Here is a 25,917-nt window from a genome sequence, read left to right on the forward strand (position 1 = left end):
CCGCCACCGGCTACTTAGCGTTGCTCGGCACCACCGGAGCAGGCTCGAAGATCCCGTAGAGCAGACGCTCGGCCCATTCAAGGATCGCTTCATCCGCGAGGTCCCGTCCGCCAACCGGAGAGGTGCGTGGCTTCGGAATGAAGATCGCGTTGAGCGCAGGCTTATTAACGGCTCCCGGGTAGAGACGCTCCAAACGCACCTGACGGCTGGCCGGAAGATCCTCAATCTTCGCCGGAGACACCTTGATATGGTTACCGATCTGCTGAATATCACGCAACCCCAAGGCCCTGGCACGCACACGTAACGCCGCCACCCGCATCAGATTCTCTACCGGCTGCGGAAGCTTGCCGTAGCGGTCCTCGAATTCTTCTTGCACTTCGGCCAGCGCTTGTGCACTCTCGGCGGCGGCAATATTTCGGTAGGCCTCCAACCGCAAGCGCTCGCCAGGTACGTACTCATGCGGCAGGTGAGCATTCACCGGGAGCTCAATCTTCATCTCGGCGGTGTCTTCTTCGCCCTCACCCTTAAAGTCTGCGACTGCTTCGCCGACAAGACGCAGATACAAGTCAAAGCCGACCCCGGCAATATGCCCGGATTGCTCGCCACCAAGCATATTGCCCGCCCCACGCAACTCCAGATCCTTCATGGCCAGCTGGTAGCCGGAACCCAGTTCGTTGTGCGCGGCGACGGCTTTCAGCCGTTCCAGCGCTACCTCGCCCAAGGGCTTTTCCACGTCCCAGAGGAAGTATGCGTAGGCACGCTCGCGGGCACGGCCCACACGGCCGCGCAGCTGATGCAGCTGGGACAAGCCATAGTTATTTGCCCGGTCCACAATCAATGTGTTGGCGTTAGAAATATCAAGCCCGGTCTCGATGATCGTGGTGGACACCAGCACGTCGAATTTCTTCTCCCAGAAATCCTGGATGATCCGCTCCAACCGGGTTTCGCTCATCTTGCCGTGAGCCACTTCAACGCGGGCCTCGGGAACCAGCTCGCGCAATTCGGCGGCAACCCGGTCGATGGACGATACCCGGTTGTGCACAAAGAACACCTGGCCATCACGCATCAGCTCGCGCTTGATGGCGGCAGAAATCTGCTTGTCGCTGCGCGGCCCGACGAAGGTAAGCACCGGATGGCGTTCTTCGGGCGGGGTGGCAAGCGTGGAGGTCTCACGGATACCGGTAAGGCTCATTTCCAGGGTTCGCGGAATCGGTGTGGCGCTCATGGCCAACACGTCCACGTTGGTGCGCATCTTCTTCAGCTCTTCCTTGTGTTCTACCCCGAAGCGCTGCTCCTCATCGATAATCACCAACCCGAGGTTCTTGAACTGCACGGTCTTGGACAGCAACCGGTGGGTACCGATGACGATGTCTACCGAACCGTCTTTGAGCCCGGCAAGGATTTCCTTGGATTCCTTGGCGGTTTGGAAACGTGAAAGGGTACGTACCCGCAGCGGGAATCCCGAGTATCTTTCGGTGAATGTCTGGTGGTGCTGTGAGGCTAGCAGCGTGGTGGGTACCAGGATGGCAACCTGTTTTGAATCCTGTACTGCCTTAAAGGCCGCACGCACCGCGATTTCGGTTTTGCCGAAGCCGACGTCACCGGAGATGAGCCGGTCCATCGGAACCTCGCGTTCCATATCCTGCTTAACTTCGTTGATAGCCGTCAGCTGATCCGGGGTTTCCACATACGCGAAGGCTTCTTCCAGCTCGTTCTGCCACGGGGTGTCAGGGCCAAAGGCGTGGCCGCGGCTAGCCATACGCGCCGAATACAGCTTGATCAGATCTCCGGCGATCTCCTTGACAGCCTTGCGCGCCTTGGACTTGGTGCTCGCCCAATCCGATCCACCCATCTTGGACATGCTCGGAGCTTCACCGCCCACATACCGGGTAATGAGATCCAGCTGTTCCATGGGGACAAAGAGCCGGTCCCCCGGTGCCCCGCGTTTAGACGGCTCGTATTCCACCACCAGGTATTCCCGCTTGGAATCCTTGGACGAACCAGCGACCTTACGCGCGACCAATTCCACGAACTTACCGATACCGTGCTGTTCATGCACGATGTAGTCCCCGGCCTGCAGGGACAGCGGATCCACGGCGTTGCGCTTGCGCTTGGCACTGAGCTTACGGGTTTTACGATTTCCGTAGGCACTGGAGCGGCCTAGCAGGTCGGCCTCGGTGAGCAACCCGAATTTCAGCGCTTCAAAGACGAACCCGCGTCCGGCGGTAGCCTGGGTGATTTCTATCAGGCCGGCGGTGGGGGCTTGCGTGAGCAGTTCTACCCGGTGCGCAGGGATCTGGTATTCCTGGAATAGCTCGGAGAGCCGAGCTGCCGGGCCGGGGCCTTCGGTGGCAACAACAATCCGCCATTGGTCTTTGATACGGCCGGAGATGAATTCCATCATCGCCTCGACGTCGCCTTGGTATCCGCGTGGTTCGCGTGCCTCGACGCGGATTATCGCCGCGCCTAGGTCCAGATCCTCATCGGCACCCAATGAGGTTAATGACCACCAAGAGACCTGGGCGTTTTTGGCGTTCTCCACTGTTTGCGCCAGCGACGCAAAATCGCCGGAGGCGAGCTTTCGCCCAGACTCCGCGGTGCTTAGATCCAAAGGTGCGGCCGCCCCATCGGAAGCTGAAGCCCAGGCGGCGGCGAGGAACTCGGCGTTGGTCTCATTGAGGTCGTGGGCACGGGTGCGCACGCGTTCAGGTTCCATAACCAAGGCAATGGAGGACTGCGGAAGTAATGACAGCAGTGGGACCATCTCATCGACCAGCAGCGGGGCCAATGATTCCATTCCCTCTACCGCGATACCGCCGGCAATTTTGGTGAGCATTTCAGTGGCCGCTGGGAAATGTGCTTTCAGGTTAGCGGCACGGCCCATTACCTGTGGGGTAATCAGCATTTCACGGCAGGGGGTAGCAATAATTTTTGCTGGGCCCGCACCATCTAACGAACGCTGATCAGCGATCGAGAAGTAGCGCATGGAGTCGATTTGTTCGCCGAAGAAATCGATACGTATCGGATGTTCAAGCGTCGGCGGGAACACATCAATAATGCCACCGCGTACGGCAAACTCGCCACGGTGGGTCACCATATCCACGCGTGCATAGGCGGCCGCTGCCAAATCCCGGATGACTTTTTCAAAACCCGGCTCGGCGTCTAGCTCCAGCAGCACCGGACGCAGCTGGCCGAGTCCGGCCACCAAGGGCTGGAGCACGGCGCGAATGGGGGCAATGATGACTTTGAGGTCCGGGTCTTGGTCGTTGAGCCTGCGTAAAACCTCCAGCCGGCGTCCCACCGTATCGCTCCGCGGCGAGAGCCGTTCATGCGGCAGGGTCTCCCAGGAGGGGAACTCGGCGATCTGAGATTGTGGCATATAGGCGCTCAATGAGGCCGACACTTCTTCTGCTTCGCGTCCTGTGGCCGTGACAATGAGCATCACCGCGTGGTTGTTCCCCGCGATGAGTCCTTCGGTTGCGTGCGCGCCAAGAATGGCGCGCATACCTTGCGGGGCGGCAATCTCTAATTCTTCGCTACGCATGGCAAAGGGTTGGGAGGCGCTTTGCTGGATTCGCCTAAATGACGGTTCCTCGCGCAGGAAATCATGAAGTCCGGATAGGCTCATGTTGCAAAAGTTCCTCTCATTGAAGGCAAAACAGCTACGTGGCGCACCACAAACAGCGACCGCAAATTCTTTCCGCGGTCGGCGCAATGCCAATATGCTGTTTTATGTTGCCTTCCTAGCCTACCTAACCGGTGGGAGCAGATAGGGTTAATACCGACCAGAAACGGCACGGAACCTAAGTTTGTTCCGCACGACCGCCGAACCTTTTTAGATTGGGATTCGCATTCATGGCATTGAACGCAAGCACACAGATCGCCCACCGCGCGGACCAGGTCATCGCGACCCTGGCCGACCGCGGTTTCGCCGAGCACCTCACCTCGCTCGCCAAAGGCAGCTTAAGCAGCTTCACCGTGGAAGGTGACACCGCAGGGGCATTTACCCTGACCACTGTCCGTGCGCTACCCACCGACCGGGTGCCAGACTTTGCCCGCAAGTTTGTTGGTGCCTCCATCGACGTCACTCAGGTTGAGCAGTGGAGCGCACCGGATGCTGCAGGTAACCGTTCGGCGACCGTGAAGATCACCGTGGCAGGTGTCCCGGTGACTGTTTCCGGAACTGAAGCTTTGAAAGCGCAAGGTGAGAGCACCAACTTCGCAATTGATGCGAAGGTTTCTTCGTCGATTCCGTTCATTGGCGGCAAAATTGCTTCGGCTGCCGAGCCCTACCTGGGCAAGGCGCTGAACATGCAGGCCGCACAGGTCAACGAATGGCTTTCTAAGTAAGCAAGCCGTAATTCAGCACAAATTCCCGGGACAATGTGAAGATGCATTGGCCCGGGATTTGTGGTTCCAACCACGTTTCACGTTAGGGTGGAATATAGGTGTGCCGGGAAGTCTGGTCGGCGAACAATTTGTCATTTAACGAAGTAAGCGAGTTTAGCTATGACTCAAACGCCATCTTCGGGTTCGCCAAAGAACCTGTTTTCGCGCCCAAGTTACAAAGAATCTGTGCGTATCGGAGATATCCTGCGCAAAGAAACAGTCGGCGGCATGGTTCTCATTGCCGGTGCAATCCTGGCCCTGATCTGGGCCAATACCCCCATGCGAGATTCTTATTTTGCATTGCGTGACTTCCACTTCGGACCCACCTTATTCGGTGTAGATCTGAATCTCTCCATCGGCCACTGGGCCGCAGACGCCCTATTAGCGGTGTTCTTCTTCCTGACCGGCTTGGAGTTGAAGAAAGAATTCGCCATTGGCGACCTGCACAACATCAAAACCGCTGCAGTTCCGGTGGCCGCTGCCTTTGGTGGTGTCTTAGTTCCTGCACTCATCTTCGTGGCCATTGCCGCCGGGTCCGGTGGAGGCACCGAGCTACTGCGTGGCTGGGCTATTCCCACGGCGACGGATATTGCCTTTGCCGTCGCGGTCCTCGCGGTCATCGGTTCGGCGTTACCGGCCTCCCTGCGTATTTTCCTGCTGACTCTTGCCGTGGTTGATGACCTGATTGCCATCGTCATTATCGCCGTTGTTTTCACCGATGACCTGAAATTTGAATACCTCGGGCTGGCCATCATTCCGATTATTCTCTTCACGATTCTTGCGCGATACCTTGGCAAGTTCTTCGCGAAGCGGGCCTGGGCCGCGTGGCTGATCCTGTTGCCGCTGGGCATTTTGACTTGGATCTTCGTCTTTGGTTCGGGTATTCACGCAACAATTGCCGGTGTAGTTCTGGGCTTCTGCGTGCCAGTAAAACGCACCGATGGCCGCGAAGGAATCGGTCTCGCGGAACGCTTTGAACACCGCTTCCGGCCGCTGTCCTCAGGCTTCTGCATCCCCATCTTCGCTTTCTTCGCCGCCGGGGTGACAGTCATTTCTCCCGACAAGGGCAGCGGAGGGTTGCTCACAGATCCGGTCTTCTGGGGAATTGTCTTGGGCCTGATCTTCGGCAAGCCGATAGGCATCATGGGCTCTACCTGGCTCTTGACCAAGTTCACTAAGGCTTCTTTGGACAAGGACGCCCGATGGGGTGACCTCTTCGGGGTGACGCTGCTGGCCGGTATCGGTTTCACCGTCTCGCTGTTGGTCTCCGAACTATCATTCGGCTTGGAGTCGGCGCATTACGAACATGCGAAGGTCGCGATTTTGGCTGGTTCATTTGTCGCCGCGATTCTAGGTGCCATCTGGTTGGTTCCACGTAACCGCCGCTATAAGGAGATCGCTGCCCGGGAATCGCGTGACGATAACCAGGACGGCATTCCAGATGTTTATCAGGCGGACGACAAATAACCCGCTGACAATAAAACGGCTTTGGCCTTCACTCGCGTGAAGGCCAAAGCCGTTTTATTTTGAATACTGGGTTGCTGGGTTTTGGCCTGCTTAGGCGCTTGCGCCGAGCATGGCAGCTTCTGCCGCAACCCAAGCGAGCATTGCGCACTTGACTCGTGCAGGGAATTTAGAGACCCCCACAAAGGCAGCAGCGTCTTCGAGCACTTCTTCATCGGGCACCATAGTGCCACGCGAACGCATCATTTCACGGAAGACTTCCAGCTTGTCCAGAAACTCGTCTTTGGTAAGTTCCGGAAGCATCTCGCTGAGCACCGAGGCGGAAGCCATAGAAATCGAACAGCCGTCGCCTTCCCAACTCATCGCAGTGAAATGATCATTTTCACCAACTGCCACGCGGACTCGAATCTGGTCTCCGCAGATCGGGTTGTGCTGGTGCGATTCACCATGCAGCTCACCGGCTGCAGGGTCCACCAGGGGTGACCCGATGCGCCGCTTCGCATGGTCGAGAATTACTTGCTGGTACAGCTGATCTAATTCATTCATTTAGACTCCAAAGTATTCACGCACGGAGGCAACAGCCTCAATCAGTGCGGCAATGTCTTGCTCGGTGTTGTACAGGTAGGTGCTCGCACGGGTTGTGGCGGAAACGCCTAAGGCCCGGTGCAGCGGCTGGGCACAATGGTGTCCCACACGCACCGCGATACCCCGTGAATCCAGGTACTGCCCCACATCATGCGGGTGCACTCCGATCACTTCAAAAGGCACCGTGCCAATACGGGCAATGCCTGAGGGTCCAAAAACGCGGACACCTTCAAGGTTTGAAAGTCCTTCAAAGAGCATCGCGCCGAGGTGTTCTTCCCAGCTGGCTATGCGATCCATGCCGACCTCATCCAGATAGCTGGCGGCGGTAGCCAATCCGTGCACCTGTGCCACACGCTGGGTTCCTGCTTCGAAACGCTGCGGAGAGGGGAGGAATTCTGCGTGTTCCATGTCAACGACGGTAATCATCGAACCGCCGGTGAGGAACGGAGGCATCGCGTCCATCAGTTCAGCACGGCCATACAAGGCGCCGATGCCGGTGGGGCCTAGCATCTTGTGACCGGAGAACGCCATGAAGTCTACGTCCAAAGATTTCACATCGATCGGCATATGCGGGACCGACTGGCACCCGTCCAGTACGGTCAATGCGCCTACCGCTTTGGCAGCAGAAACAAAACGTGCCACATCGGTGATGGTTCCCAACACGTTCGATACGTGGGTGAAGGCCACCAACTTGGTCTTGCTGTTGATTAGTTCATCAAGCATCTCGTAGCGCAGTGCGCCCTGTTCATCGACCGGGACGTAGCGCAGTGTTGCTCCGGTGCGAAAAGCCAGTTCCTGCCAGGGGATGAGATTTGCGTGGTGCTCAAGTTCTGTGACTAAAATTTCATCGCCGGCCCCCAAACGGAAGCGCTGCGCTTCCTCCCCGCCGCGGCCGAGCGAGGCATTCGACATGGAGTAGGAGATGAGATTTAACGCTTCGGTGGCGTTGGAGGTCCATACCAGTTCATTGCTGCACGCACCGATGAACTTCGCTACCGTTTCACGGGCCTGTTCAAAAATATCGGTGGCTTCCACCGCAAGGCTATGGGCCCCACGATGCACTGCAGAGTTGGCGTTCTCGTAGTAGTGCTGTTCGGCTTCGTAAACGCAACGAGGCTTTTGGCTCGTCGCTCCAGAATCCAGATATACGAGATCCGTGCCGTTGACTTGGTGCTCCAGGATTTCGAAGTCTGCTTTGATGCGCTCTACCTCTGAAAGAGAGAGCGCCTCTGTTGCTTCTGGGTGACCGATTACCGTGTGCACTTGGTCCTCCGAGGTGATGGATATGGTTTGCCCGCGCAATTTTGGCGATTAGGCAATGGGTACATTAGCTAATTATTCCACTCTAGATCGCGAATCTCATCTAAGTTAGGCCTTAGTAAGCAATGCCTCATCCGAAAAGAACAGCGCCCGTCGCACCGCCCACTAGGGGTAGTGCACCGAGCGCTGTGGCTAAGCCACTTTACGATGTGTGAAATTTTCCCTGTGCGGCTTCTAAACCGGAGGACATCAACAGTTCCACGGCGTCAGCCGAATTATCGATCAAAAAAGGCAAATTCTGTTTCTCTGATTTGGAGAAGTCCTGCAATACCCAGTCGGCAGTATCCATGCGACCGGCGGGCCGTCCAACACCTGCGCGAACTCGCAAGTAGTCTTTGGAGCCCATGGCCTTAGAGATATCGCGCAGTCCGTTGTGGCCGCCTTCTCCCCCGCCGCGTTTGAGCTTGACGGTGTCAAAAGGAATGTCGATTTCATCGTGCACCACGATCAAATTCTCGACACCAATTCCAAAAAATTTTGCGAGATTCGCCACCGGACCACCGGAAACGTTCATGTAGGTCATGGGTTTGGCCAGCACCACGCGTGGTCCACCAACTGTTACGCGTCCCTGAATGATCTGGGCACGCGATGGATGGGTTTTAAATTTCGAGCCGACGCGTTTTGCCAATTCGTCGAGCACCATCTGCCCGACATTGTGTCTATTGCCAGCGTAGCCGGGCCCAGGATTCCCGAGCCCGGCTACCAGCCAAGTATCACTACTCATATGTTTTAGCTACTAAAAGCTGTATTCGCTCCGAGGACCGAACTTACGCAGCAATCAGTAGATCCATGTGATCAACGGTGCGGTTGATTGCGTGGATCTGAATGTCCTTGATGGAGGTCTTGACTTCCTTGCCATCGATGTTCAGAACCAGCTGAACGCCGCGGTCACGGATAGCCAAGGTGGTCTCGTGGATTGGCAGCAAGATGTGCTGTGGCTCGGAGCCTGCACCGTAGATTACTGCTGGGATCAGGCCGTCGCGACGAGCCTGACGGGCTGCGCCCTTGCCGAAATCGGAACGAACTACGGCGTCAAGGTTGACAGATGCCATGATGAATCTCCTTATAGTGATTGAATGCTTCTTTTTACGCCCTGCGTGGACCTGGGAAGCATCCATCATCTGGAGATGAAAGAGCTTTTCCGGCCTTGTCGATAACGGTCACATCAAAAAAGATGATTCCCTCGCCTGAGCACAAGTAGAAATTCTACCAGCAAGCGGGCGAGAGTAAAAAATCTGTACCCTACACCACAACTGCGAAAGACCCCGGGAGCGTTAGCAACAATGCCCGGTAGGGTGGCAGGAAAGATCAATCTTCGGTGGCCTCAAGCCATCCAATATAAAGGAGAACATATGAGCGCCAAACAACCAGTGATGTCACCGTCTGAAATGCCCGTTGCCGAGGTGCTCTCCCGGGCCCCAGGCACACGTCGTGACGAAGCCGAGCAGCTACTGGCACTCTTCCAGGAAATCACTGGCTTGCCTCCGGTTATCTGGGCGGAGCGCATCATCGGTTTCGGTGATTACGAATACCGTTACGACAGCGGGCATAGTGGACACGCACCGTTGATGGCGTTTGCGCCAGGTTCTGCAAAACACACTATTTATCTGCAGAGTGATTTCGCGGCAAAATGGCCAGAGCTGCTTAGCGCGCTTGGCCCGCACAAAGCCAGCAAAGCATGTCTCTATCTAGGCCGCTTATCCAAAGTTAATCTCGAAGCACTGCGCGAGCTACTGGCGGCTTCTTACGCCTTGGCCCTCACCGAGGCGGGTCAGTAACTTACTCGTGGTGGCGCATTAGCCAAAAGAGGAGATCAGATGAGCGCTGGGCTGCAAGCGGTCGCTATTGGCGGGTTGAGCCGGAGCGCACTGAAATTGAAATTACGCGGCCGAGAAATTCAGCTTAACGAGTTTGCCAACCAGCTAGTGCAGCATCCGGTATTCGATCACATGGAAGCTCCCTTGGTGAAGAAATTTGCCACCCGCAGACTCGCGGATCTGGGCTTGAACGACGGAGCATCCTTAGCTGACGTTTTTTCTGCCGCGAGGCGGCATGCTCTAAGTTTGTGCCCGGTGACCGCGGGCCCATATTTACGCCTGGCTTATAGGGAACAACCCACGTCCAAGCACAGCGTGCTCAACGTTGGGAAGGCTCCGGAAAGTTCGCTCACGGTAGCTTCTGTGGCACTGGGCGACGATGATTTCCCCAAGGGATTTTATCTTCGTACAGTCGATGGCCAACAGTGGCTCCGCGGCTACCGATGCACCGACGAACACCGCTTCTCCCCCAACGACCATTTCATTTTTGTCGCTGGTAGCTAGCCTGATCATCTCGGAATGACCGCCGGGAATCAGTGTTATAAAAGCTAGTTCAGAGACCTATGGCCGGCACCCGAAGGTGCCGGCCATAGGCTTGCGAAACGAGAACTGCTAGGCGCGGCCGTCGAATAGGTTCGTGACAGAACCCTCGTGGAAGACCTCGGAGATGGCGCGTGCCAGCATCGGAGCGATCGACAGTACCGTGAGGTTTGCGAAGCGCTTTTCTTCTGGGATTGGCAGGGTATTGGTGACCACAACTTCGGTGGCACCGCACTCGGCCAGACGCTGCGCGGCAGGATCCGAGAAGACCGCGTGAGTCGCCGCGATGATGACATCCTTCGCGCCGGCTTCCTTCAGTACGCGCACTGCGCCTGCAATGGTTCCACCGGTGTCGATCATGTCATCGATCAGTACCGCGGTACGGCCGGCAACCTGGCCTACGACGGTCTTGGACTCGGCCATATTAGGCACGGTCAAGTCACGGGACTTGTGCACGAATGCCAGTGGGGCGCCGCCAAGGCGTTCGGCCCACTGCTCAGCCACACGCACACGACCGGTGTCTGGGGAGACCACGGTGATTGGGTCATCGCCCACGCGGTCACGGATGTAGTCCGCCAACAGCGGGAAGGCAAACAGGTGGTCCACCGGGCCATCAAAGAAGCCCTGGATCTGCGCGGTGTGCAGATCGCAAGAAATAATACGGTCAGCGCCAGCGGTCTTGAACAGATCCGCTACCAGACGGGCCGAGATTGGCTCGCGGCCACGGCCCTTCTTGTCCTGACGAGCATATGGGTAGAACGGTGCGACCACGGTGATGCGGCGTGCCGAGGCACGCTTCATCGAATCAATCATGATCAGCTGTTCCATCAGCCAATTGTTCAGCGGGGCTGGGTAGGACTGCAGCAAAAAGACTTCCTTGCCGCGTACCGACTCGTCCGAACGCACGTAGATCTCGCCGTTAGCGAAGTCGTAGGCGTTCAGCGGGAGCAGTTCGGTGTCCAGTTCCTTAGCAACTTCTGCTGCTAGTTCCGGGTGTGCCCGGCCGCTGGCCAGAACCAGCTTTTTATCGACGTTATGGCTGATTTCACTCATGGGGTTTGCTTTCTCGCTCGCTTCGCTATCACGTATGAGGTGGTCTGAGGAAATGAATTCCTCGAATGAATTATTCGGAAGCCGAGTTATTCAACGAGGACTTGAATGCGGCATCGGCCGAAGGGGTGCCCGGACGCTTTTCCAGCGTCCAACCTTCGGTGTTGCGCTGCGGAGCCACGGACAACGCTAGTGCGCCAGCCGGGACGTTTTTGCGGACGATAGCACCAGCACCGGTGTATGCGCCGTCCCCGAGTTCAACCGGGGCGATGAACACGGTGTTCGAGCTGGTGCGCACATGCGAACCAATCTTGGTCCGGTGCTTCTTTTCGCCGTCATAGTTGGCGGTGATATTGCCACACCCAATATTGGTGTACTCACCGATTTCAGCATCCCCGGCATAACCCAGGTGCGAGAGCTTGGAACCGCGGCCAATGGTTACATTCTTGGTTTCATAGAAAGCGCCAATCTTGCCGTCCGGACCCAATTCGGTTCCGGGACGCAGGTAAGCGAAGGGGCCAACGCTGGCTCCTTCGGAGATCCGCGAGTCGGTAGCGTCGGTGCGCTTGACCGTAGCATTCTGGCCAACAACCACGTTGGTCAAGGTGGTGTCTGGACCAACCACGGCATTGGTGCCGATGATGGTCTCGCCATGCAGCTGAGTACCTGGCTTCAGGGTGACATCCTGGCCGATCATCACTGTGGCATCGATCCACGTGGTCGCCGGATCAATGATGGTCACGCCTTGGCGCATCCAGAATTCGGTCTTGCGCTCGTTGTAGATGCGGGCGAGGTTGGAAACCTGGACGCGGTCGTTCGCTCCCTCGATCTGCCAGCGGTCGGCAATCTGCGAGGACGCGACTCGGCCGCCGCGGGAACGGGCAATTGCCAGTACGTCGGTCAGGTACATTTCACCCTGCGCGTTGTCGGTGGTGACCTCAGTCAGCGCCGAACGCAGCATGGCTGCATCAAACGCATAGATGCCCGAGTTGATTTCCTTCACCGCAAGCTCTGCCTCATTGGCATCCTTCTGCTCACGGATCCCGGAAACTTCACCGTTCTCATCACGCAGGATTCGGCCGTAACCCGATGGGTCATCCAGCTCGGTGGTCAGCACGGTGACAGCGTTCCTGCTCGTTTCGTGGGTGACCACGAGACCTGCCAGTACTTCACTGGTGAGCAATGGCACATCGCCATAGGTCACTACGACGGTACCTTCGAGGTCTGGATCTACGGCGTCAAGTCCCTGCTGCACGGCACGGCCGGTGCCAGGAATGTCATCCTGGTCGGCGATGGTGATGCTTGGGAACTGCTCAACGATATGAGCTGCAACGAGGTCACGTTGGTGACGCACTACGGCGACCAAGCTCTTCGGTTCCAGTGCGGAAGCGGCGTGCAATGCGTGAGAAATCATTGAACGACCTGCAATTTCATGCATGATCTTCGGCTTAGCCGATTTCATCCGGGTTCCTGCGCCTGCGGCGAGGACGATAACGGCTACTGGTGCGTTGACCTGATCGCTCAAGTGCTTTCTCCTGCGAAGTCGAGTATGAGGCTTCTGGCATCAAAATAAAACCCCGCTGACAGTCTATCGCGATGAGGAAGATCGGCTTAACTGGCGTTCAAAAAGAAAAGCGCCCACCAGGGGCGCTGAGAGCTAAATGGTTCCGCCCGTAGGATTCGAACCTACAATGCACAGCTCCAAAGGCTGGCGTGTTGCCATTACACCAGGGCGGAAAACGTACCTGACGAGCATTGCCCGTTAAGTACGCTAATTATTCTGCCACGATCTAGAGTCTGAGTGAAATCGCACAACGCCTCAGCCAAAGATTATCTCCCCTATGGCCTCCAGATCGGTGTTAACTAGTTCTCGATTTGCGTCGCTTCGTAAACTAGAGGTGTGGCTCATTTACTCGGAGGCGAAGCCCTCCATCTCGAATATCCCACCCACGTCGTATTTGACTCGGTCACCATCGGTATTTCCGAAGGCGACCGTATCGGTCTGGTGGGACGCAATGGCGAAGGCAAATCCTCGCTCCTACGCATGCTCGCGGGCAAAATCGAACCTCACTCAGGGCGTGTGACCCGGCGTGGAGACGTAACCGTCGGGGTACTGGACCAGAGCGACACCCTCGATTCAGACTCCACCGTGCATTACGCACTGGTAGGTGACATGGAAGCTCACGAGTGGGCCGGCGAGGCCCGCATTCGTGACGTCATCGGTGGACTTGTGGCAGACCTGGATTGGGAAGCGCAAATTTCAACGCTCTCCGGTGGCCAGCGCCGCCGTGTCGCTTTGGCTGCACTGCTCGTCCAAGACTGGGATGTGGTCATCCTCGACGAGCCAACTAACCATTTGGACGTCGAAGGTATTTCCTGGCTGGCTACGCACCTTAACAACCGCTGGTCCAAGAACTCCGGCGGACTGATGGTGGTCACTCACGACCGTTGGTTCCTCGACGAAGTCTGCACCAATACCTGGGAGGTGCACGACCGCTTGGTTGAGCCTTTTGAAGGCGGCTACGCGGCCTATGTACTGCAGCGTGTGGAGCGTGACCGCATTGCGGCGGTCACCGAAGGCAAACGCCAGAACATGATGAAGAAGGAACTTGCCTGGCTGCGCCGCGGTGCACCGGCACGTACGGCCAAGCCGAAGTTCCGTATTGAAGCGGCCAACCAGCTGATTGCCGACGTTCCTCCGGTTCGCAACCCCTTGGAATTGAAGAAGATGGCCACCACCCGTCTGGGCAAGGACGTGGTGGATTTGCTGGACACCGAGGTCAGCTTCGGAGACAAGCGCATCTTGAAGCCGTTTACCTGGCGTATTGCTCCGGGCGAACGTACCGGGCTGCTCGGTGCCAATGGGGCTGGCAAGTCAACCCTGTTGGGATTGATTGCAGGCACCGTAGTACCTACCGGCGGTACCATCAAGCGCGGTCAGACCGTGAAGCTGGCCGTGCTCGATCAGCAGTTCCGTGAGTTGGAGAAGATCGGTGAAGACCGCGTTCGCGAAGTCTTGGCTGGATTCCGCACCACGTTTAATGTGGACGGCAAAGATCTGACCCCAGCGCAGCTGCTGGAACGTCTGGGATTCTCCTCCGCGCACCTGTCCACCAAGATCAACGAGCTTTCCGGTGGCCAGCGCCGCCGCCTGCAGTTGCTGATGATCTTGATGAATGAACCGAACGTTATGATCCTCGATGAGCCAACGAACGACGTCGATACGGACATGCTGGCTGCTTTGGAAGATCTGCTTGACTCCTGGCCTGGCACGCTCATCGTCGTGTCGCACGACCGCTACCTGCTCGAACGTGTCACCGATCAGCAGTACGCCATCCTGGACGGCAATTTCCGTCATGTGCCAGGCGGCGTCGACGAGTACCTGAAGTTGCGCAGCGCCGAAGGAGTCAAGGGGTCAGGCAATCCGGCCGCTGCGTCCTCGAACGGTACTTCTGCCAACACCAAGGGTCTAAGTGCCGCGGAGCTTCGCGCCACTCAGAAGGAACTGAACGCTAATGAGCGCAAGGTCGGTCAGCTACGGGACAAGGTAGAGAAGACTCATACCAAGATGGCCGCCCACGACCAGAGTGACTACGAGGCCTTGGGCAAACTCACTGCCAGAATCAACGACCTTCAATCCCAGATTGATGAACTTGAAGAACGCTGGCTTGAGCTCACCGAAATCCTCAGCTAGTCACAGCTGGTGGCGCACTAACTAGATATTTCGAATGCAGTGGTGGTCCGGAAAGTAATTTCTGGACCACCACTTTTCGTTGTGGCGCTGTCTCGATGTTCCGGAGGACGTTCTCAAAAGTCATCATTGACTCTTACTCCAATTCGTTCGGTTCATCTGCCGCTAAGCTAGTGAAGAAATCACTGATTCTCGGCTATCCATCTAGGGCCCGGTAAATGCACACAGCAGAACGTTCGGTCTCGCTGGAGACGATAGTAGAGACTGCTATTGCAGGGCTGCCGCTTCGGGTTCGACGCGCACAACGAACAATCATCAATGATGGTTCGGCCCATGTGGTTGTTCTTCTGGAGGACCAGGCGGCGATACGAGTGACCCGAGATATGTTTACTGCTCATAAGCTTCGCCGAAGGCAACAAGTCGTTGATTCAATTCCAAGCAACCTCGGATTAGCCGTGCCACGCTCGCTCGGACCGGTAGTCGAAATCGAGGGACATGCCGCAGTAGCAACGGAATACGTTTCCGGTGCTCCTTGCCCTGCCGGTGACGGCGAACCGGAGGAACTTCAACGTTTGCTGGAAGCAGTTTCTTCAATCGATCCAGGTCCACTTCAGCCGATGCTCAATGAACCGTTATCGTTCTGTGGCGGCGCGAATTGGTATGCCGTTCAAATTGAAGAGGTCATTCCGAGAATTGATCAGCCATTGAGAAATCTTGCCCGCGAAGCAATTGAGGCACTTTCGCATCTTGAACCCGAAGAGCAGGTTTTCTCCCACGGTGATCTAGGCGGATACAACGTCATGTGGCATCGAGGACAGGCAACTGGAATTCTCGATTGGGATTTGTCCTCCATAAGTGGTCGCTCCACCGACCTCGCGTCTTTGGGTGTGTGGCACGGATGGCAGAAACTCTCAAAAATCGCCAGTCCCCACCAGGTTAATCTGGCCGGTATCCGGCGAAATACCTTTCGACTCCAACAACTCGGTTTTTTGATCATCGCTCAAAGGCCAGAACCGGAAATCTCAGCCGCTATCGACAGGGCCAATAAATGGTTCGCCGAAAATCTCGCCTAAGGACTAAAGCTAGCTTCGTAGATCGTGCAAAGGTCGTTCGTGGTGCTTTGCCCCACCGGCACGCTGTTGCCTGTAAGCGTTAGCGTTATGTTGGTGGTTTCCCGGTCCGGCAAATTGAATCTTCTGCGAGATGGACAGGATTAGTACTTTTCAGACCTCTCGATCTTTTGGAGAAGCGCAAGTTCTTCGGCTCTGTTGAGACCTGAGCGACGGTCTCTGGCAAGTCCGCGCGCAAGTTCATCGGTCAGCACGTCCTCAAGAGTTTGAGTCACGCTGCGTTGAATTCCGCCGGCAGCTCTGAATCGGTCACCACTACGCTGGGCAAAGGCAACATCGTCTAAAGGAAGCCATAGCGGCAATGAATGTGGCCCGGCCCAATAGGTAACTTCCTGCTCTTTCAGCCAAGCGTCGTCAGCTGCGACAAGTTCACCGGTAAACCCCGCGACCTTCGCAGCCGAAAGCAGAACATCCGAAAAATTGAGCTCACTGCCAACCACGTTGTAGATTCCGGTGAGTCCACGACAACCAGCGTCGATGAGCCAGGATGCTAGATCACGGACATCAATGAACTGTACATAACGGCCATCGGTCTGCGGCACTAGAACCTTGCCATTTCCAGCAAGGGCCAAGCGTGAGACCCAATAGGAAAAACGATCGCTGGCGTCCCCCGGTCCTGCAATAAGTCCGGCTCTGGCAATGAGCAAGCGGTCGCCGACTGCTTGCTCAGTGATCTGCTCGGCAATAACTTTGGCGTGCGCATAGTCGTCTTGGTCTATGGCTTCAACGAGTTTGGCGTCTTCTGAGGCTCCGGGTTCAGTGTTATTTTCATAGACAGACACTGATGAAACGAGTGTCCAATGCTTCGATTGATTGGCCAAGGCTTCCAACGCACCCGCAACGAGGTCCCGTGCGTAGGACAGCTCTATCACCTCATCCCAAACAACGTTTTTAACCTCGTCGTACGCGCCGGGAAGGTCTCTATCCGAGGCGACGAAAGTGACCCCCTGTGGCGCCGTCCCTGAAATACCGCGAGCCAAGATTGTGACGTCTTCGCCTTTGTCCACTAGTTGTTCTGCTAGTTCGCGACCGAGCCATGCTGTGCCACCAAGGATGAGTGTCCGTGTCATGATGCCAGTCAATCGCACAAGCGACGGCGATCACAGAAAGTTCACGCGGAGCGCAGATTTCAGATTCAGAAAGAAATGACTTTTTGCACCAACGGGTTGAGGCAACGGGCCGACCGTTACGGGGAGCTGCTGGGGTTTGAACAGACAAAATGCCTGCTATAGCCCGAATTATTTGAGTACTTTGGGGCACTTTTTGCCGGAGAGCATCGTGACATCAACGTCCCTGGGGCGGCGCGCTCCTAGCCAGGTAGGTTGGCTTCGATAGCCTCAATAATGGCTGGATCATCGGGCAGCGTCCGCGGGCGGAAGCGCATTGTTTCCCCCGAGGGCAGGATCAAGAACTTCTCAAAGTTCCAGCTCACGCGGCCCGATTTTCCGGCGGCATCCTTGGTCTTCTTTAGTTCGGTGTACAGCGGGTGCTCGTTCCTGCCATTGACTCGTACTCTGTCAAAGACCGGAAAGCTCACCCCGTAAGTGGTGGAACAAAATTCCTCAATCGCCTCGTTGCTTCCAAGTTCTTGTAGGAACTGGTTGCTGGGGAATCCCAGCACGGTGAAGCCGCGGTCCTTGTAGGTACGCTGCAGTGTTTCGAGGGTGGCATATTGGGGTGCCAGCCCACAGCGGGAAGCAACGTTCACCACGAGGATAACCTTCCCGGAGTAGTCCGTCAGAGAGGTCGTGGTTCCGTCCATCTTTACGATGGGAATGGCGTTGATGTTCATACCTGATTCAGCAACCTGCGGTTCTATTACATTCCCGGCGGGCTAGATTGATTGGTGTTGCCGGTGACCGGCACGGGCTGGACCCGCGAGAGCTCTATCCGTAGACTCCGGAATAAACGGCCCGCTGATACTCTTTCCTAATGCGGATACTGCTCACCCTTCTCGGCATCGTTGTAATCGTCGCCTATTCCGTTCTTGGTGCATTCTTGATGAATGACTGGGCAGTGGTAGCCGCAAGCGGGATTCCGCTGGACACGACCATTGCTGACATGAAGGTAGCTGACCAGCAATACAACATCATTCCCGGCTTGTTCTTCGCTGCGTTAGGGATATTATTTGCCCTGGTTTGGGGTGCGGCAACTGTGTGGCCCCGGACCATAATGCCAAATTTTGCTGCTTGGTCGCTGTGGGCGGGAATCCTGGCGTTGGGAGCACCGGCATACTTTTTCTTTTCGTTCGCCAACCTGAACTCTGTAGGCGATACCTACGTCGATTGGAATTCCGGGGCGGCGTTCATACTGGAAGCTCCCCTGTATGCGATCAGCGGAATCGCGTTTGTGATAGGTATGGGGGCATTAGCTGTGGCGTTGACCAAAGCCTCCGCGGGGAAATAGCAAAATGGATATGTCACGTGCAAGATCAGTACTGTTTCAATGTGGCTTGCCAAAGTTGCACGAAGCGCTGACCACAATGCCGTTAGCACTTGATCAGCGCACATTAAAACATGAAAGCACGATATGTACTACAGACTTCTCAGCTACCTCATTCCGTTCTTCCTCATCGGAATCGTATTAATCGCGGGAGTTCTCACGATCACCAATTGGGAGCGGGTTAAGTCTGGACAAACGCAGCTCTCAAAATTGTTCCTACGCTGGATCTTCCTCGGCTGGATCTTAGCCACAGCATTGATTACTCTGATGCCCGCATCATTCGGTAATGAGCCTCAAAGCACTCTGTCACTAATACCTTTCCAAGAACTCATTTTGAACGGGCCCGGAATTGGCTACGCGGTCATCAAAGAAGGTCTCGCCAACATCTTGTTGTTTGCAGTCGGCGGAGCACTCTACATGCTTGCGGTGAAGCCAAGCGTGGGACGTGCAGTTCTCCAGCTTGGTATATTAGCGGTAGCCGTTGAAGCGGGGCAGTTTGCCTTGGGAATTAACAGAATTAGTAGCGTTGACGACGTCGTTTGGGCCGTTTTGGGCACAGCTATTGGGGCATTTGCCCTACGGAAGCGTGCCAAGCAGAATACACGTAACACGGCAGCTGAAGTAGCAAGCTGAAGCTCATCTTTTCAGATGAATTTCAGGCCTTGTATCTCACCTGACCACTCGTCAAGAGTCAATCGCAGAAAAGACTGTACGGATTGTCGAAGGCCGCATGCGCTGCAATTGAGCGCCCCACGGGAAGGTGCCATGGGCAGGAACCAACTCAGAAGTGTGAAGGTCTCTCGTCTGGAAGGCCGATGTCCTGACCTGTAACGCAGCAACCGTTGGAAGAGCTATTGGCTAAAATTTCTGCATCGCAATGACTTAGGGTTTGTGGCTGAATCAACCCGTGAGATGGAAAGATCAAATGCATGCCTATTGAGATTGAATATGCACGGGACCCGCACGCTGTCCGGAATGTCTTGGAATCACTTCCGGAGTGGTTTGGTGATCTGGAATCGATTGACGACTATATTGTCGACGCCGCCAATGAAAAGTTCGTGAGCGTACTCGCACGCGAATCTGGGGTTACCATTGGTGTTTCTTTGATACGCCGGCACTTTTCAGAATCCGCGGAATTACACTTGATCGCAATCTCTCCAGAAGCGCGAGGCCACGGAATTGGACGAACACTCATCGAAAAGATTGCGGCAGACCTAGCCAATGACGGATGTGTGCTCCTATCGGTTCACACCGTGGGACCGACATTTGACAATGAAGCGTATGCCCAGACACGTTCCTTCTATCGAGCAACTGGCTTTTACCCCTTGGAAGAACACAGCAACCTCGACTGGTCAGGACCGACGCTTATCCTCGTTCGCCCAATTGCGCCTGCCCGATGAGCCGAACCTTCCACGAGAAAACCGCGGCTAAATCAGTGGTGTCCAATTTGAATTCATGAAGCCAATCGTCCGTTGTGCAATTTCTGGCGTCCGTTCACGCAAGTCCCCGAGAAATAGTGAAACTACTCCCACAACAAATCAATCTGAAATGATGACCAGCTAACACCGATCCAATGCCGGTCACGACTAAGAAGTTTGCGCCTAGAACCAGATCTAGTAGAAGCAAACAGTAACTTGCAAAGCAGGCCAGCGAATCAATCGTAGACGGGCAATCGAAACTGCGCGATTGCTTCAATAACGCCCCTAAACCTGTGGATAGCTAACACCGTCAGGCTACATACGACTGGATCATAGCTGGAATTGCGGTGGCGACAGAGACCAACGCGAGTTCACCAGTCCCATACCCGATTATCAATGCGACGATAGCCAGCCAGTGCCCCTTCCCACCGGAATGCGCAACATGATTCAATGCAACTTGCCCAGCACCCATGGTAAAGATTGCCAATCCTGGAAGTCCAAGGCACCAAAGGCTCACGAGAGCCACCACAGACAAAATCATGGGTGCCACCGATACCTTGTTTATTTGTCCGCACCTGTATGAAGCGCATCTTCACGGGCAGGCATTATGTTTCTCAGTGTCCCGGTATTCGGTTCGTGTTTGCGCATGAGGCTAACGCCGAAGCATAACGAGGCGGATGCCGCACTGACCACACAGTGCGACAGGTATTGAATCTGCTCAGTACCCGATGTCGATAACTACGCAAACCTACTAAGTCTTGTCTGGTTCAGAACAGCTAGTACGTCTCGACGCTGAAGAAATCATCTCGACCCCGTTTTGGAGCAATCCTTCGACATACCAGCTGACTCAAACGGCCTTGGTACCTAGGTCCGGAACTGGCCTCTGCTTAGAATGGTCAATTGTCCAGACACTGACTGGACAATTGACTGTTCTGATCAGGCTTCATCAAACCATTACCCACCGTGGAGCAGAACCCGTCATAACCAGCCGATTGTTCAAGGTTCAGCTCCAGTGCCAAAATAGTTCAGATATCAAAACACCGATGGGTACGCCTGATAGAAAAGTTCGACAGGTGAAAATGCAATACATTCGCTTGCTTCCAGCACCTTAATACCCAATGCCCCAAACTACGTGGCGAAACTACACCCACTCCGAGAATATTGGTACATCGGGCAGGGGGCCGCCAGAGCCGACACAGCTACCTCTTAGTACCGCATCATGCAAATGGCAGAAAACCGTGACTAAGAAATCGCCGGTAATCCAACAATTCCAAGTACTCCCGTCTAATGATTTTGCCTAACGATAGCGCTCCTGCATTCGCGATCGGTTACTTAGAACGTAACGCCAATAGAACCAACCGATGGCAAGAGCCACAAATGCGGTGCCAGGGGCGATCGCCCAAATGAATCCACTGCCCAGTCCGTCCTTGGCACTCACAAGCCATGCGACAAAGAGTCCACCGGCAGAACCTGAGGCAATAGCTGCCACCCACAAACTAATAACGGTAGCCGTGAGGCGTCTTTTCAATCTCTGTGAAGCAGAGAATAAGCTCATCACTCCACGGGTTTCACGCATCAACGAAAGAGCAAATCTTATTCCTGTAGCAACGCACACCGTTGCCAGGAAAGCTGAACCCATGGACAAAACAAGGAGAAACCTCATCCGCTGCTCAGATCCATCAGCATCGATTTCCACCATTTCCGCGCCCGGAGCAATACGTGCAATGTAGCTTCTCAACTCGGCTCGCTCGCGCCCCTCTAAGGCCCCAAAATCAGTGAAGACAAGCTGACGAAGTTCGCTAGGCTTTAGGCCCAGCTCTTCCACAAGTGAGGAATCTTTCCCGATAACGGCCCCCGCTAACGGCTGAACAAGTGAGTCATCAGGTGCAGCATTCTCAATATTGACCTCCTTGCTGGCGAAGCTGTCCCCGGCTTGAAATAAAAGGAAAGTTGCTTCCCCGGCATCAACGAGTTCACTGGAAACTAGAACTGTCTCTCCAATATCCGAAGAGAGCACAACGTATCTGAGCACTGGTTCTAAACCACACAAGTCCGTGGCGGTAAAAGGATCAGATTCATCGTGTTCACTCATGCACGAGGCCATTGCGGGGCTTGTAATGCGAGTATCAGCCACGTCTTCCAAGGGAAGGGAATAACGGATGGGCTGGCTCCCGCCTTTTTCTAAGTAGCGTTCGGTGACATCGTCTGCCTGATCCGCAGGAATAGAATCCAGCGCCATGCTCCCGGGAGGAAGAGTCGGCGATTGATGCGCCGTTGCGGTGCGTTCATTGTGCACCGCACGCGCTGTAAATGCGACTGACATAGCCAGCAAAGTTGAAACAAATAGAGCGAAGCATAGAGTCAGCGCAGCGGCGGCTTTCGTAGCCTTTCTTAGAGCCGGAGGGAGCAGAAAGCGACGTAGTAGAGACGAAAAAGCCCACGGGAAAACCGCGAGGGTGGTCACTACGATAAAGACCGCTGACTCCGGAGGAATCATCCTTTGTGCCGCTGCGAGGACCGCAAGTCCAGAAAGCGCTATGAGGACCACTGAGGTCAGAACTGCTCCACGGGGCTGATCGAAGCCGAGGCGTAACGCCAGGTCCTGGATTCGGGAAGACCTGTGACGATATTTCGGGCGAGCTCCGATGCTTGCCGCTAGCAGCACCGAAGACACAGGAAGAAGTATCAAGGTGGCGTCGAGACTAATGCCAGACCATGCTTGTAAAAATAGGCTGGACACTGTGCTTCGACCGATCCACAGCCCGGATATCGAAGTGGATATTCCCAACAGTGAAGCGACCGCCACAGATGATCCCAATAGAAGCAGTATCAGCGTAGTTCGTTGACGAGCGGTAACTCCAGAAGAAGCCAGCCCCTTCATAGGCGCCTTGAGAGCTCGCATAAGTACTGATACGCCAAGCCCCAGAACGATCAGATACGCCAGCCATAGTCCGATAAGCAAAGTACCTGACTGCGGGAAATGTGTTGCGGAAGCATCAGCGATAGTTTTTTTCTTCAGTGATTCCAGAGAATTGTATGTGAACAATTTTTGCTCGAATAAGGATGTAGTCGAAGCGTCAAGGAAGGGATCAGTTTCGCTGAGGAATCCGCTGATTTCGGGAAAGGCAACCGAAGTGAGCAGATAGGCTTGTTTATCGTCGATTTTCGCGGAGTCCTGGACAAGGCCACTGACCTTAGCGGCAAAAGGTTGATTGTCTGCCGCTTGAACAGATACAGAATCTCCGACGGCTAATCCCAGATCTTTAGCAATCCCACCCGGCAGCAGGATCTGTCCAGCTTCTTGAGGAAAGGTTCCCTCGACGAGTTGCCCGAAGGAAAGTTCCGAATCTTCATAGGAACGCACGTCTCCTTGAACCAGCTTTGCGTCCGTACTGAAGGACGCACTGGAATCAGATATTGGGGACCACCCAGTGACCTCCGTCCCCGCCTGAAGACTTTCCGTGGAGGTGGGCTGCATTAGATGTTGCATATTCGTGAAATGGGAAGCAACACCTGCAGCGGCAGCATTTTCTATCGAAGATTTGGCAATCGATATTGCGCTGATGGCTGCTGAGAACACGAATGCGCAGATAAGCAAAGGGATGAGCGATCGCCAGTAGTATCGGCCGATCCGGATCGCTAAATATCGAGGAGTGAAGATCTTCGTCATCGAATTTTTTCCACCTTGCCACACCGAATGGCAAGGACTGAATCCGCGACATCAACAAGCGCTGAATCGTGCGTAGCAACAATCACGCATCGCTGATCACTGTGAGCGATTTCCCTGAGAAGAGCGGCAATACCTCGACTCGTCTCATTATCCAGCGACCCTGTCGGTTCATCGGGCAAGAGCACAGGAGCTTGAACCGTTAGAGCGCGCGCAAGAGCCAGCCGTTGTTGCTGTCCCCCGGAAAGTTCTTCAGGTACCCGCTTGGCTAGACCCTGCAGGCCGACAATGTTCAGTAGGACCTCTGGATCAGCGACTTGGCGTCCACGCATCTCGGCAGCGAGTTGAAGATTTTCCGCTGCTGAGAGAAAAGGTACGAGCTGAAAATCTTGGGGAACATAAATAGACTGCGCTGTTCCAGCATCATGTTTGGAAGAATCAATGCAGTATTCCCCGACGCATACCATGCCCTGGTCAGCGATCTGAAGGCCGGCAATCACCCTCAATAACGTTGATTTTCCGGTTCCGCTAGGGCCAACAACTGCGGTGAGGCCACTAGGTACTTCAAAGGTGACATCGTTGAGTACGGTAAGTACGTCGTGCCCGTCTGGGTAAGTCAGTGAAACGTGGTCAACGGTCAGCATAATTCTGCTTTCAGGACAGACAGATGGCCCACACTGACCAACAGTGCGGGCCACCGAACGAATTTGTATTTAGACGTTGCGTACGGTGTAGTAAGCGCCACGGGTCAACATCGGCAAGTTGGTGCTATAGGTCGGGTTAGTCCGAGTGAACCATGAGGTGTGGTACTCAAAATCGGCAATCCGATCACGGCTTATACGGGCTTAATTGTGGCGGCTATTCGAGCTGCACCAACCGGCAGTCTTGTGACTTTCTGGAAGCCAGCCGGGGTCATCGACAAGTACACGATTCACGGTACGAGCAGTCGCAGCATTCGTTGCGGGCGCAGCCGCAAAGGCTCCACCCGCCAGAGCCCAACATCCGATGCGGTAGCTGCCGCTAACATGAGAACCTTATTCATAATAACTTCCTCGTCTGGATGGATAGGAGGAGACTATCGCCTGCGACTAGGAGGGTCAAGTATCACAAAAATCATTTGGAAATATATCTACGACCTCACATACGCTCCCCTGAAACGAATCGGTAATCTAAGTGCGCAGCAATGTGAGTCCACAAACAAGGAACACGGCTCAAGCTCGATTCGTTGCATCTTCCTTCCCTCAGAATTGCAGGGAATCCGTAATCGCGACTCCGACGCCCAGAACTAGTCCATCACGAGCTACTTGGAAACGACTACCCCAAATAACCCTGCCAGACCTAGGCAGTTAGACAAAGGATGCAAGCCCTGCCGTCAATACTGGCAAATGTCTTGCAATCCAACCCTAAACGGGACAGCAGAACGGTCCTCAGGGCATCTCCATAACGGCCAGCGTCGTCCAACGCGAGTGCGCTTAAGGTTTGGAGCGCGCCTTCGTCGTCCTTTGACGCGAGAAAGAACTCAAGCAAAGTCACTGCCTCTGCCGACTCTCCAATGTTGCGCAGAGTGCTCGCCAACCGGATGAACACGCGTGTTGCGCGTTCCATTTCGAGCCCTGCCTTTATTGCCGCCCGGCAGTACTGGATTGCTTCAGGTTCCAATCCGAGTGAGTCATGGATTCCGCACATTTCGAAGAGAGCCGAAGCGTCGCCTGGCACTCGTTCAGAAGCGAGCGATTGCATCGCTGCAAGGGCGTAGGGAGGGTCCGACTCGCCAAACGTATGCTCGTAAAAGTCGTTGATTTTCTGGTCCCAAGAAGCATTATTCCTTGCATCAGTCTGACAGAGGACAAGCTGTGTGACGATCGGACCGCAGCCGATCAGACCTCCTATAAGCCGAACCCCTTGCAGGACATGCAGTCGTAAACGACAGTTAGACTCAGCACTCGCTCTGGTAGAACTAATGCATGCGATGGATTGAGAAATGGTTCGACGAAACTGACTGGCCGAGGGATCCTGGCTTGGATGAATTCCGTGATTCAGTTTGGGAGCTCACGCTCGGCGGAGAGACCAGAGGGTGGCTCACCACCTCGATCACTATTATGCGATCGTTCCCGTTTTTCTGGGACAAGCAAGAGAATATGTGGTCTCAAATGCATTGGTTAGACGGAGAGCACGAATTACCGGAGGAGGATTACGCGCCGGGGTGGTACTCAGTCAGAGAATTGCGAGACGGACATTTCGTCACCGATGACCCCAGCAATGGTCAAGAAACCAGCTTTACTGCCACCAGAGTCACCGGTTTCGAGCGCTACCAGTTGTGGAATCAACTGGATCACGGTGTAATTCGATAAGCCGTGAGATGCACAGATTACTGTCCTGTTCAGAACCCTCTGCGGGACGGCGC

Annotated in this window: 22 protein-coding genes and 1 tRNA gene; 10 read left to right on the top strand and 13 right to left on the bottom strand. The window is 55.1% G+C overall.

Annotation, left to right across the window (positions count from 1 at the left end; all coding sequences use genetic code 11):
• Nucleotides 1–10 precede the first annotated feature (10 nt).
• Complete coding sequence (gene mfd, locus VJ369_RS10530; protein WP_324092016.1) at nucleotides 11–3,628, bottom strand: transcription-repair coupling factor; 3,618 nt, start codon at nucleotides 3,626–3,628, stop codon at nucleotides 11–13.
• 227 nt (nucleotides 3,629–3,855) lie between these two features.
• On the opposite strand from mfd, the gene VJ369_RS10535 reads away from it, so the two are divergent.
• Both VJ369_RS10535 and nhaA read left to right on the top strand, forming a co-directional pair.
• Nucleotides 3,856–4,350 carry a DUF2505 domain-containing protein gene (locus VJ369_RS10535; protein WP_324092017.1) on the top strand — a complete coding sequence of 165 codons (495 nt, stop codon included), beginning with the start codon at nucleotides 3,856–3,858 and terminating at the stop codon, nucleotides 4,348–4,350.
• Nucleotides 4,351–4,509: 159 nt separating this feature from the next.
• A complete protein-coding gene (nhaA, locus tag VJ369_RS10540) occupies nucleotides 4,510–5,856 on the top strand; it encodes a Na+/H+ antiporter NhaA (protein WP_324092018.1) in 1,347 nt (448 codons plus the stop codon).
• Between the two features lie 90 nt (nucleotides 5,857–5,946).
• Here the strand turns inward: nhaA and sufU are convergent, their stop codons facing one another.
• The 4 genes from sufU to VJ369_RS10560 form a co-directional block, all read right to left on the bottom strand.
• Entirely contained in the window at nucleotides 5,947–6,399 is a 453-nt protein-coding gene (gene sufU / locus VJ369_RS10545) for a Fe-S cluster assembly sulfur transfer protein SufU (protein ID WP_324092019.1), read from the bottom strand.
• Entirely contained in the window at nucleotides 6,400–7,701 is a 1,302-nt protein-coding gene (locus VJ369_RS10550; protein WP_324092020.1) for a SufS family cysteine desulfurase, read from the bottom strand.
• Nucleotides 7,702–7,900: 199 nt separating this feature from the next.
• Nucleotides 7,901–8,482 carry an aminoacyl-tRNA hydrolase gene (gene pth / locus VJ369_RS10555; protein WP_324092021.1) on the bottom strand — a complete coding sequence of 194 codons (582 nt, stop codon included), beginning with the start codon at nucleotides 8,480–8,482 and terminating at the stop codon, nucleotides 7,901–7,903.
• A 43-nt stretch (nucleotides 8,483–8,525) separates the two neighbouring features.
• Nucleotides 8,526–8,810, bottom strand: coding sequence for a 50S ribosomal protein L25 (locus VJ369_RS10560; protein ID WP_188684432.1), 285 nt, complete (start codon nucleotides 8,808–8,810; stop codon nucleotides 8,526–8,528).
• A 300-nt stretch (nucleotides 8,811–9,110) separates the two neighbouring features.
• Here VJ369_RS10560 and VJ369_RS10565 point away from each other — a divergent pair, with 300 nt between their 5' ends.
• Nucleotides 9,111–9,536 carry a DUF1801 domain-containing protein gene (locus tag VJ369_RS10565; protein WP_324092022.1) on the top strand — a complete coding sequence of 142 codons (426 nt, stop codon included), beginning with the start codon at nucleotides 9,111–9,113 and terminating at the stop codon, nucleotides 9,534–9,536.
• Between the two features lie 39 nt (nucleotides 9,537–9,575).
• The gene (locus VJ369_RS10570; RefSeq protein WP_324092023.1) at nucleotides 9,576–10,079 is read left to right on the top strand and encodes a hypothetical protein; all 504 of its coding nucleotides are present in this window, start codon (nucleotides 9,576–9,578) and stop codon (nucleotides 10,077–10,079) included.
• Nucleotides 10,080–10,187: 108 nt separating this feature from the next.
• Here the strand turns inward: VJ369_RS10570 and VJ369_RS10575 are convergent, their stop codons facing one another.
• From VJ369_RS10575 to VJ369_RS10585, 3 genes are all read right to left on the bottom strand, one after another.
• Nucleotides 10,188–11,168 (bottom strand): ribose-phosphate diphosphokinase, encoded by a 981-nt coding sequence (locus VJ369_RS10575; RefSeq protein WP_324092024.1) that lies wholly within the window; start codon nucleotides 11,166–11,168, stop codon nucleotides 10,188–10,190.
• Nucleotides 11,169–11,238: 70 nt separating this feature from the next.
• Nucleotides 11,239–12,690, bottom strand: coding sequence for a bifunctional UDP-N-acetylglucosamine diphosphorylase/glucosamine-1-phosphate N-acetyltransferase GlmU (glmU, locus tag VJ369_RS10580; RefSeq protein ID WP_324092025.1), 1,452 nt, complete (start codon nucleotides 12,688–12,690; stop codon nucleotides 11,239–11,241).
• A 137-nt stretch (nucleotides 12,691–12,827) separates the two neighbouring features.
• Nucleotides 12,828–12,902: transfer RNA gene (locus tag VJ369_RS10585), tRNA-Gln, on the bottom strand.
• Between the two features lie 163 nt (nucleotides 12,903–13,065).
• Here VJ369_RS10585 and VJ369_RS10590 point away from each other — a divergent pair.
• Both VJ369_RS10590 and VJ369_RS10595 read left to right on the top strand, forming a co-directional pair.
• Nucleotides 13,066–14,859 (top strand): ABC-F family ATP-binding cassette domain-containing protein, encoded by a 1,794-nt coding sequence (locus tag VJ369_RS10590; RefSeq protein ID WP_324092026.1) that lies wholly within the window; start codon nucleotides 13,066–13,068, stop codon nucleotides 14,857–14,859.
• Between the two features lie 215 nt (nucleotides 14,860–15,074).
• The gene (locus tag VJ369_RS10595; protein WP_324092027.1) at nucleotides 15,075–15,929 is read left to right on the top strand and encodes a phosphotransferase family protein; all 855 of its coding nucleotides are present in this window, start codon (nucleotides 15,075–15,077) and stop codon (nucleotides 15,927–15,929) included.
• Between the two features lie 140 nt (nucleotides 15,930–16,069).
• Here VJ369_RS10595 and VJ369_RS10600 read toward each other — a convergent pair whose 3' ends face one another.
• On the bottom strand, nucleotides 16,070–17,056 hold the full coding sequence (locus VJ369_RS10600) for an NAD-dependent epimerase/dehydratase family protein (RefSeq protein ID WP_324092028.1): 987 nt from the start codon (nucleotides 17,054–17,056) through the stop codon (nucleotides 16,070–16,072).
• A gap of 239 nt (nucleotides 17,057–17,295) precedes the next feature.
• Complete coding sequence (locus tag VJ369_RS10605; protein ID WP_324092029.1) at nucleotides 17,296–17,778, bottom strand: glutathione peroxidase; 483 nt, start codon at nucleotides 17,776–17,778, stop codon at nucleotides 17,296–17,298.
• Nucleotides 17,779–17,918: 140 nt separating this feature from the next.
• On the opposite strand from VJ369_RS10605, the gene VJ369_RS10610 reads away from it, so the two are divergent.
• The 3 genes from VJ369_RS10610 (at nucleotide 17,919) to VJ369_RS10620 (ending at nucleotide 19,828) form a co-directional block, all read left to right on the top strand.
• Nucleotides 17,919–18,392 (top strand): hypothetical protein, encoded by a 474-nt coding sequence (locus tag VJ369_RS10610; protein WP_324092030.1) that lies wholly within the window; start codon nucleotides 17,919–17,921, stop codon nucleotides 18,390–18,392.
• A gap of 123 nt (nucleotides 18,393–18,515) precedes the next feature.
• Complete coding sequence (locus tag VJ369_RS10615) at nucleotides 18,516–19,061, top strand: VanZ family protein (protein WP_324092031.1); 546 nt, start codon at nucleotides 18,516–18,518, stop codon at nucleotides 19,059–19,061.
• A gap of 296 nt (nucleotides 19,062–19,357) precedes the next feature.
• Nucleotides 19,358–19,828, top strand: a complete 471-nt coding sequence (locus VJ369_RS10620; RefSeq protein WP_324092032.1) for a GNAT family N-acetyltransferase — start codon at nucleotides 19,358–19,360, stop codon at nucleotides 19,826–19,828.
• A 1,315-nt stretch (nucleotides 19,829–21,143) separates the two neighbouring features.
• Here VJ369_RS10620 and VJ369_RS10625 read toward each other — a convergent pair.
• The 3 genes from VJ369_RS10625 to VJ369_RS19185 form a co-directional block, all read right to left on the bottom strand.
• On the bottom strand, nucleotides 21,144–23,516 hold the full coding sequence (locus tag VJ369_RS10625; RefSeq protein WP_324092033.1) for a hypothetical protein: 2,373 nt from the start codon (nucleotides 23,514–23,516) through the stop codon (nucleotides 21,144–21,146).
• Nucleotides 23,513–24,157: an ABC transporter ATP-binding protein gene (locus VJ369_RS10630; protein WP_324092034.1), complete on the bottom strand. Its 645-nt coding sequence runs from the start codon at nucleotides 24,155–24,157 to the stop codon at nucleotides 23,513–23,515. Before VJ369_RS10630 ends, VJ369_RS10625 begins: the two co-directional genes overlap by 4 nt.
• Nucleotides 24,158–24,851: 694 nt before the next feature.
• Nucleotides 24,852–25,253, bottom strand: a complete 402-nt coding sequence (locus VJ369_RS19185; RefSeq protein WP_414652646.1) for a tetratricopeptide repeat protein — start codon at nucleotides 25,251–25,253, stop codon at nucleotides 24,852–24,854.
• A 278-nt stretch (nucleotides 25,254–25,531) separates the two neighbouring features.
• Between VJ369_RS19185 and VJ369_RS10635 the strand changes: the two genes are divergently transcribed.
• A complete protein-coding gene (locus VJ369_RS10635) occupies nucleotides 25,532–25,864 on the top strand; it encodes a hypothetical protein (protein ID WP_324092035.1) in 333 nt (110 codons plus the stop codon).
• Nucleotides 25,865–25,917 lie beyond the last annotated feature (53 nt).

The sequence above is a fragment of the Glutamicibacter sp. genome (assembly GCF_035257265.1).
Lineage (GTDB): Bacteria > Actinomycetota > Actinomycetes > Actinomycetales > Micrococcaceae > Glutamicibacter.

What these genes read in the sequence shown, in the direction of transcription:
- VJ369_RS10560 (WP_188684432.1), bottom strand. Translation starts at nt 8,810, where the DNA reads ATGGCATCTGTCAACCTTGACGCCGTAGTTCGTTCCGATTTCGGCAAG.
- nhaA (WP_324092018.1), top strand. Translation starts at nt 4,510, where the DNA reads ATGACTCAAACGCCATCTTCGGGTTCGCCAAAGAACCTGTTTTCGCGC.
- VJ369_RS10570 (WP_324092023.1), top strand. Translation starts at nt 9,576, where the DNA reads ATGAGCGCTGGGCTGCAAGCGGTCGCTATTGGCGGGTTGAGCCGGAGC.
- VJ369_RS19185 (WP_414652646.1), bottom strand. Translation starts at nt 25,253, where the DNA reads ATGCAATCGCTCGCTTCTGAACGAGTGCCAGGCGACGCTTCGGCTCTC.
- VJ369_RS10610 (WP_324092030.1), top strand. Translation starts at nt 17,919, where the DNA reads ATGCGGATACTGCTCACCCTTCTCGGCATCGTTGTAATCGTCGCCTAT.
- VJ369_RS10535 (WP_324092017.1), top strand. Translation starts at nt 3,856, where the DNA reads ATGGCATTGAACGCAAGCACACAGATCGCCCACCGCGCGGACCAGGTC.
- VJ369_RS10595 (WP_324092027.1), top strand. Translation starts at nt 15,075, where the DNA reads ATGCACACAGCAGAACGTTCGGTCTCGCTGGAGACGATAGTAGAGACT.
- VJ369_RS10575 (WP_324092024.1), bottom strand. Translation starts at nt 11,168, where the DNA reads ATGAGTGAAATCAGCCATAACGTCGATAAAAAGCTGGTTCTGGCCAGC.
- sufU (WP_324092019.1), bottom strand. Translation starts at nt 6,399, where the DNA reads ATGAATGAATTAGATCAGCTGTACCAGCAAGTAATTCTCGACCATGCG.
- VJ369_RS10625 (WP_324092033.1), bottom strand. Translation starts at nt 23,516, where the DNA reads ATGACGAAGATCTTCACTCCTCGATATTTAGCGATCCGGATCGGCCGA.
- VJ369_RS10605 (WP_324092029.1), bottom strand. Translation starts at nt 17,778, where the DNA reads ATGAACATCAACGCCATTCCCATCGTAAAGATGGACGGAACCACGACC.
- VJ369_RS10600 (WP_324092028.1), bottom strand. Translation starts at nt 17,056, where the DNA reads ATGACACGGACACTCATCCTTGGTGGCACAGCATGGCTCGGTCGCGAA.
- VJ369_RS10565 (WP_324092022.1), top strand. Translation starts at nt 9,111, where the DNA reads ATGAGCGCCAAACAACCAGTGATGTCACCGTCTGAAATGCCCGTTGCC.
- VJ369_RS10620 (WP_324092032.1), top strand. Translation starts at nt 19,358, where the DNA reads ATGCCTATTGAGATTGAATATGCACGGGACCCGCACGCTGTCCGGAAT.
- VJ369_RS10615 (WP_324092031.1), top strand. Translation starts at nt 18,516, where the DNA reads ATGTACTACAGACTTCTCAGCTACCTCATTCCGTTCTTCCTCATCGGA.
- mfd (WP_324092016.1), bottom strand. Translation starts at nt 3,628, where the DNA reads ATGAGCCTATCCGGACTTCATGATTTCCTGCGCGAGGAACCGTCATTT.
- pth (WP_324092021.1), bottom strand. Translation starts at nt 8,482, where the DNA reads ATGAGTAGTGATACTTGGCTGGTAGCCGGGCTCGGGAATCCTGGGCCC.
- VJ369_RS10630 (WP_324092034.1), bottom strand. Translation starts at nt 24,157, where the DNA reads ATGCTGACCGTTGACCACGTTTCACTGACTTACCCAGACGGGCACGAC.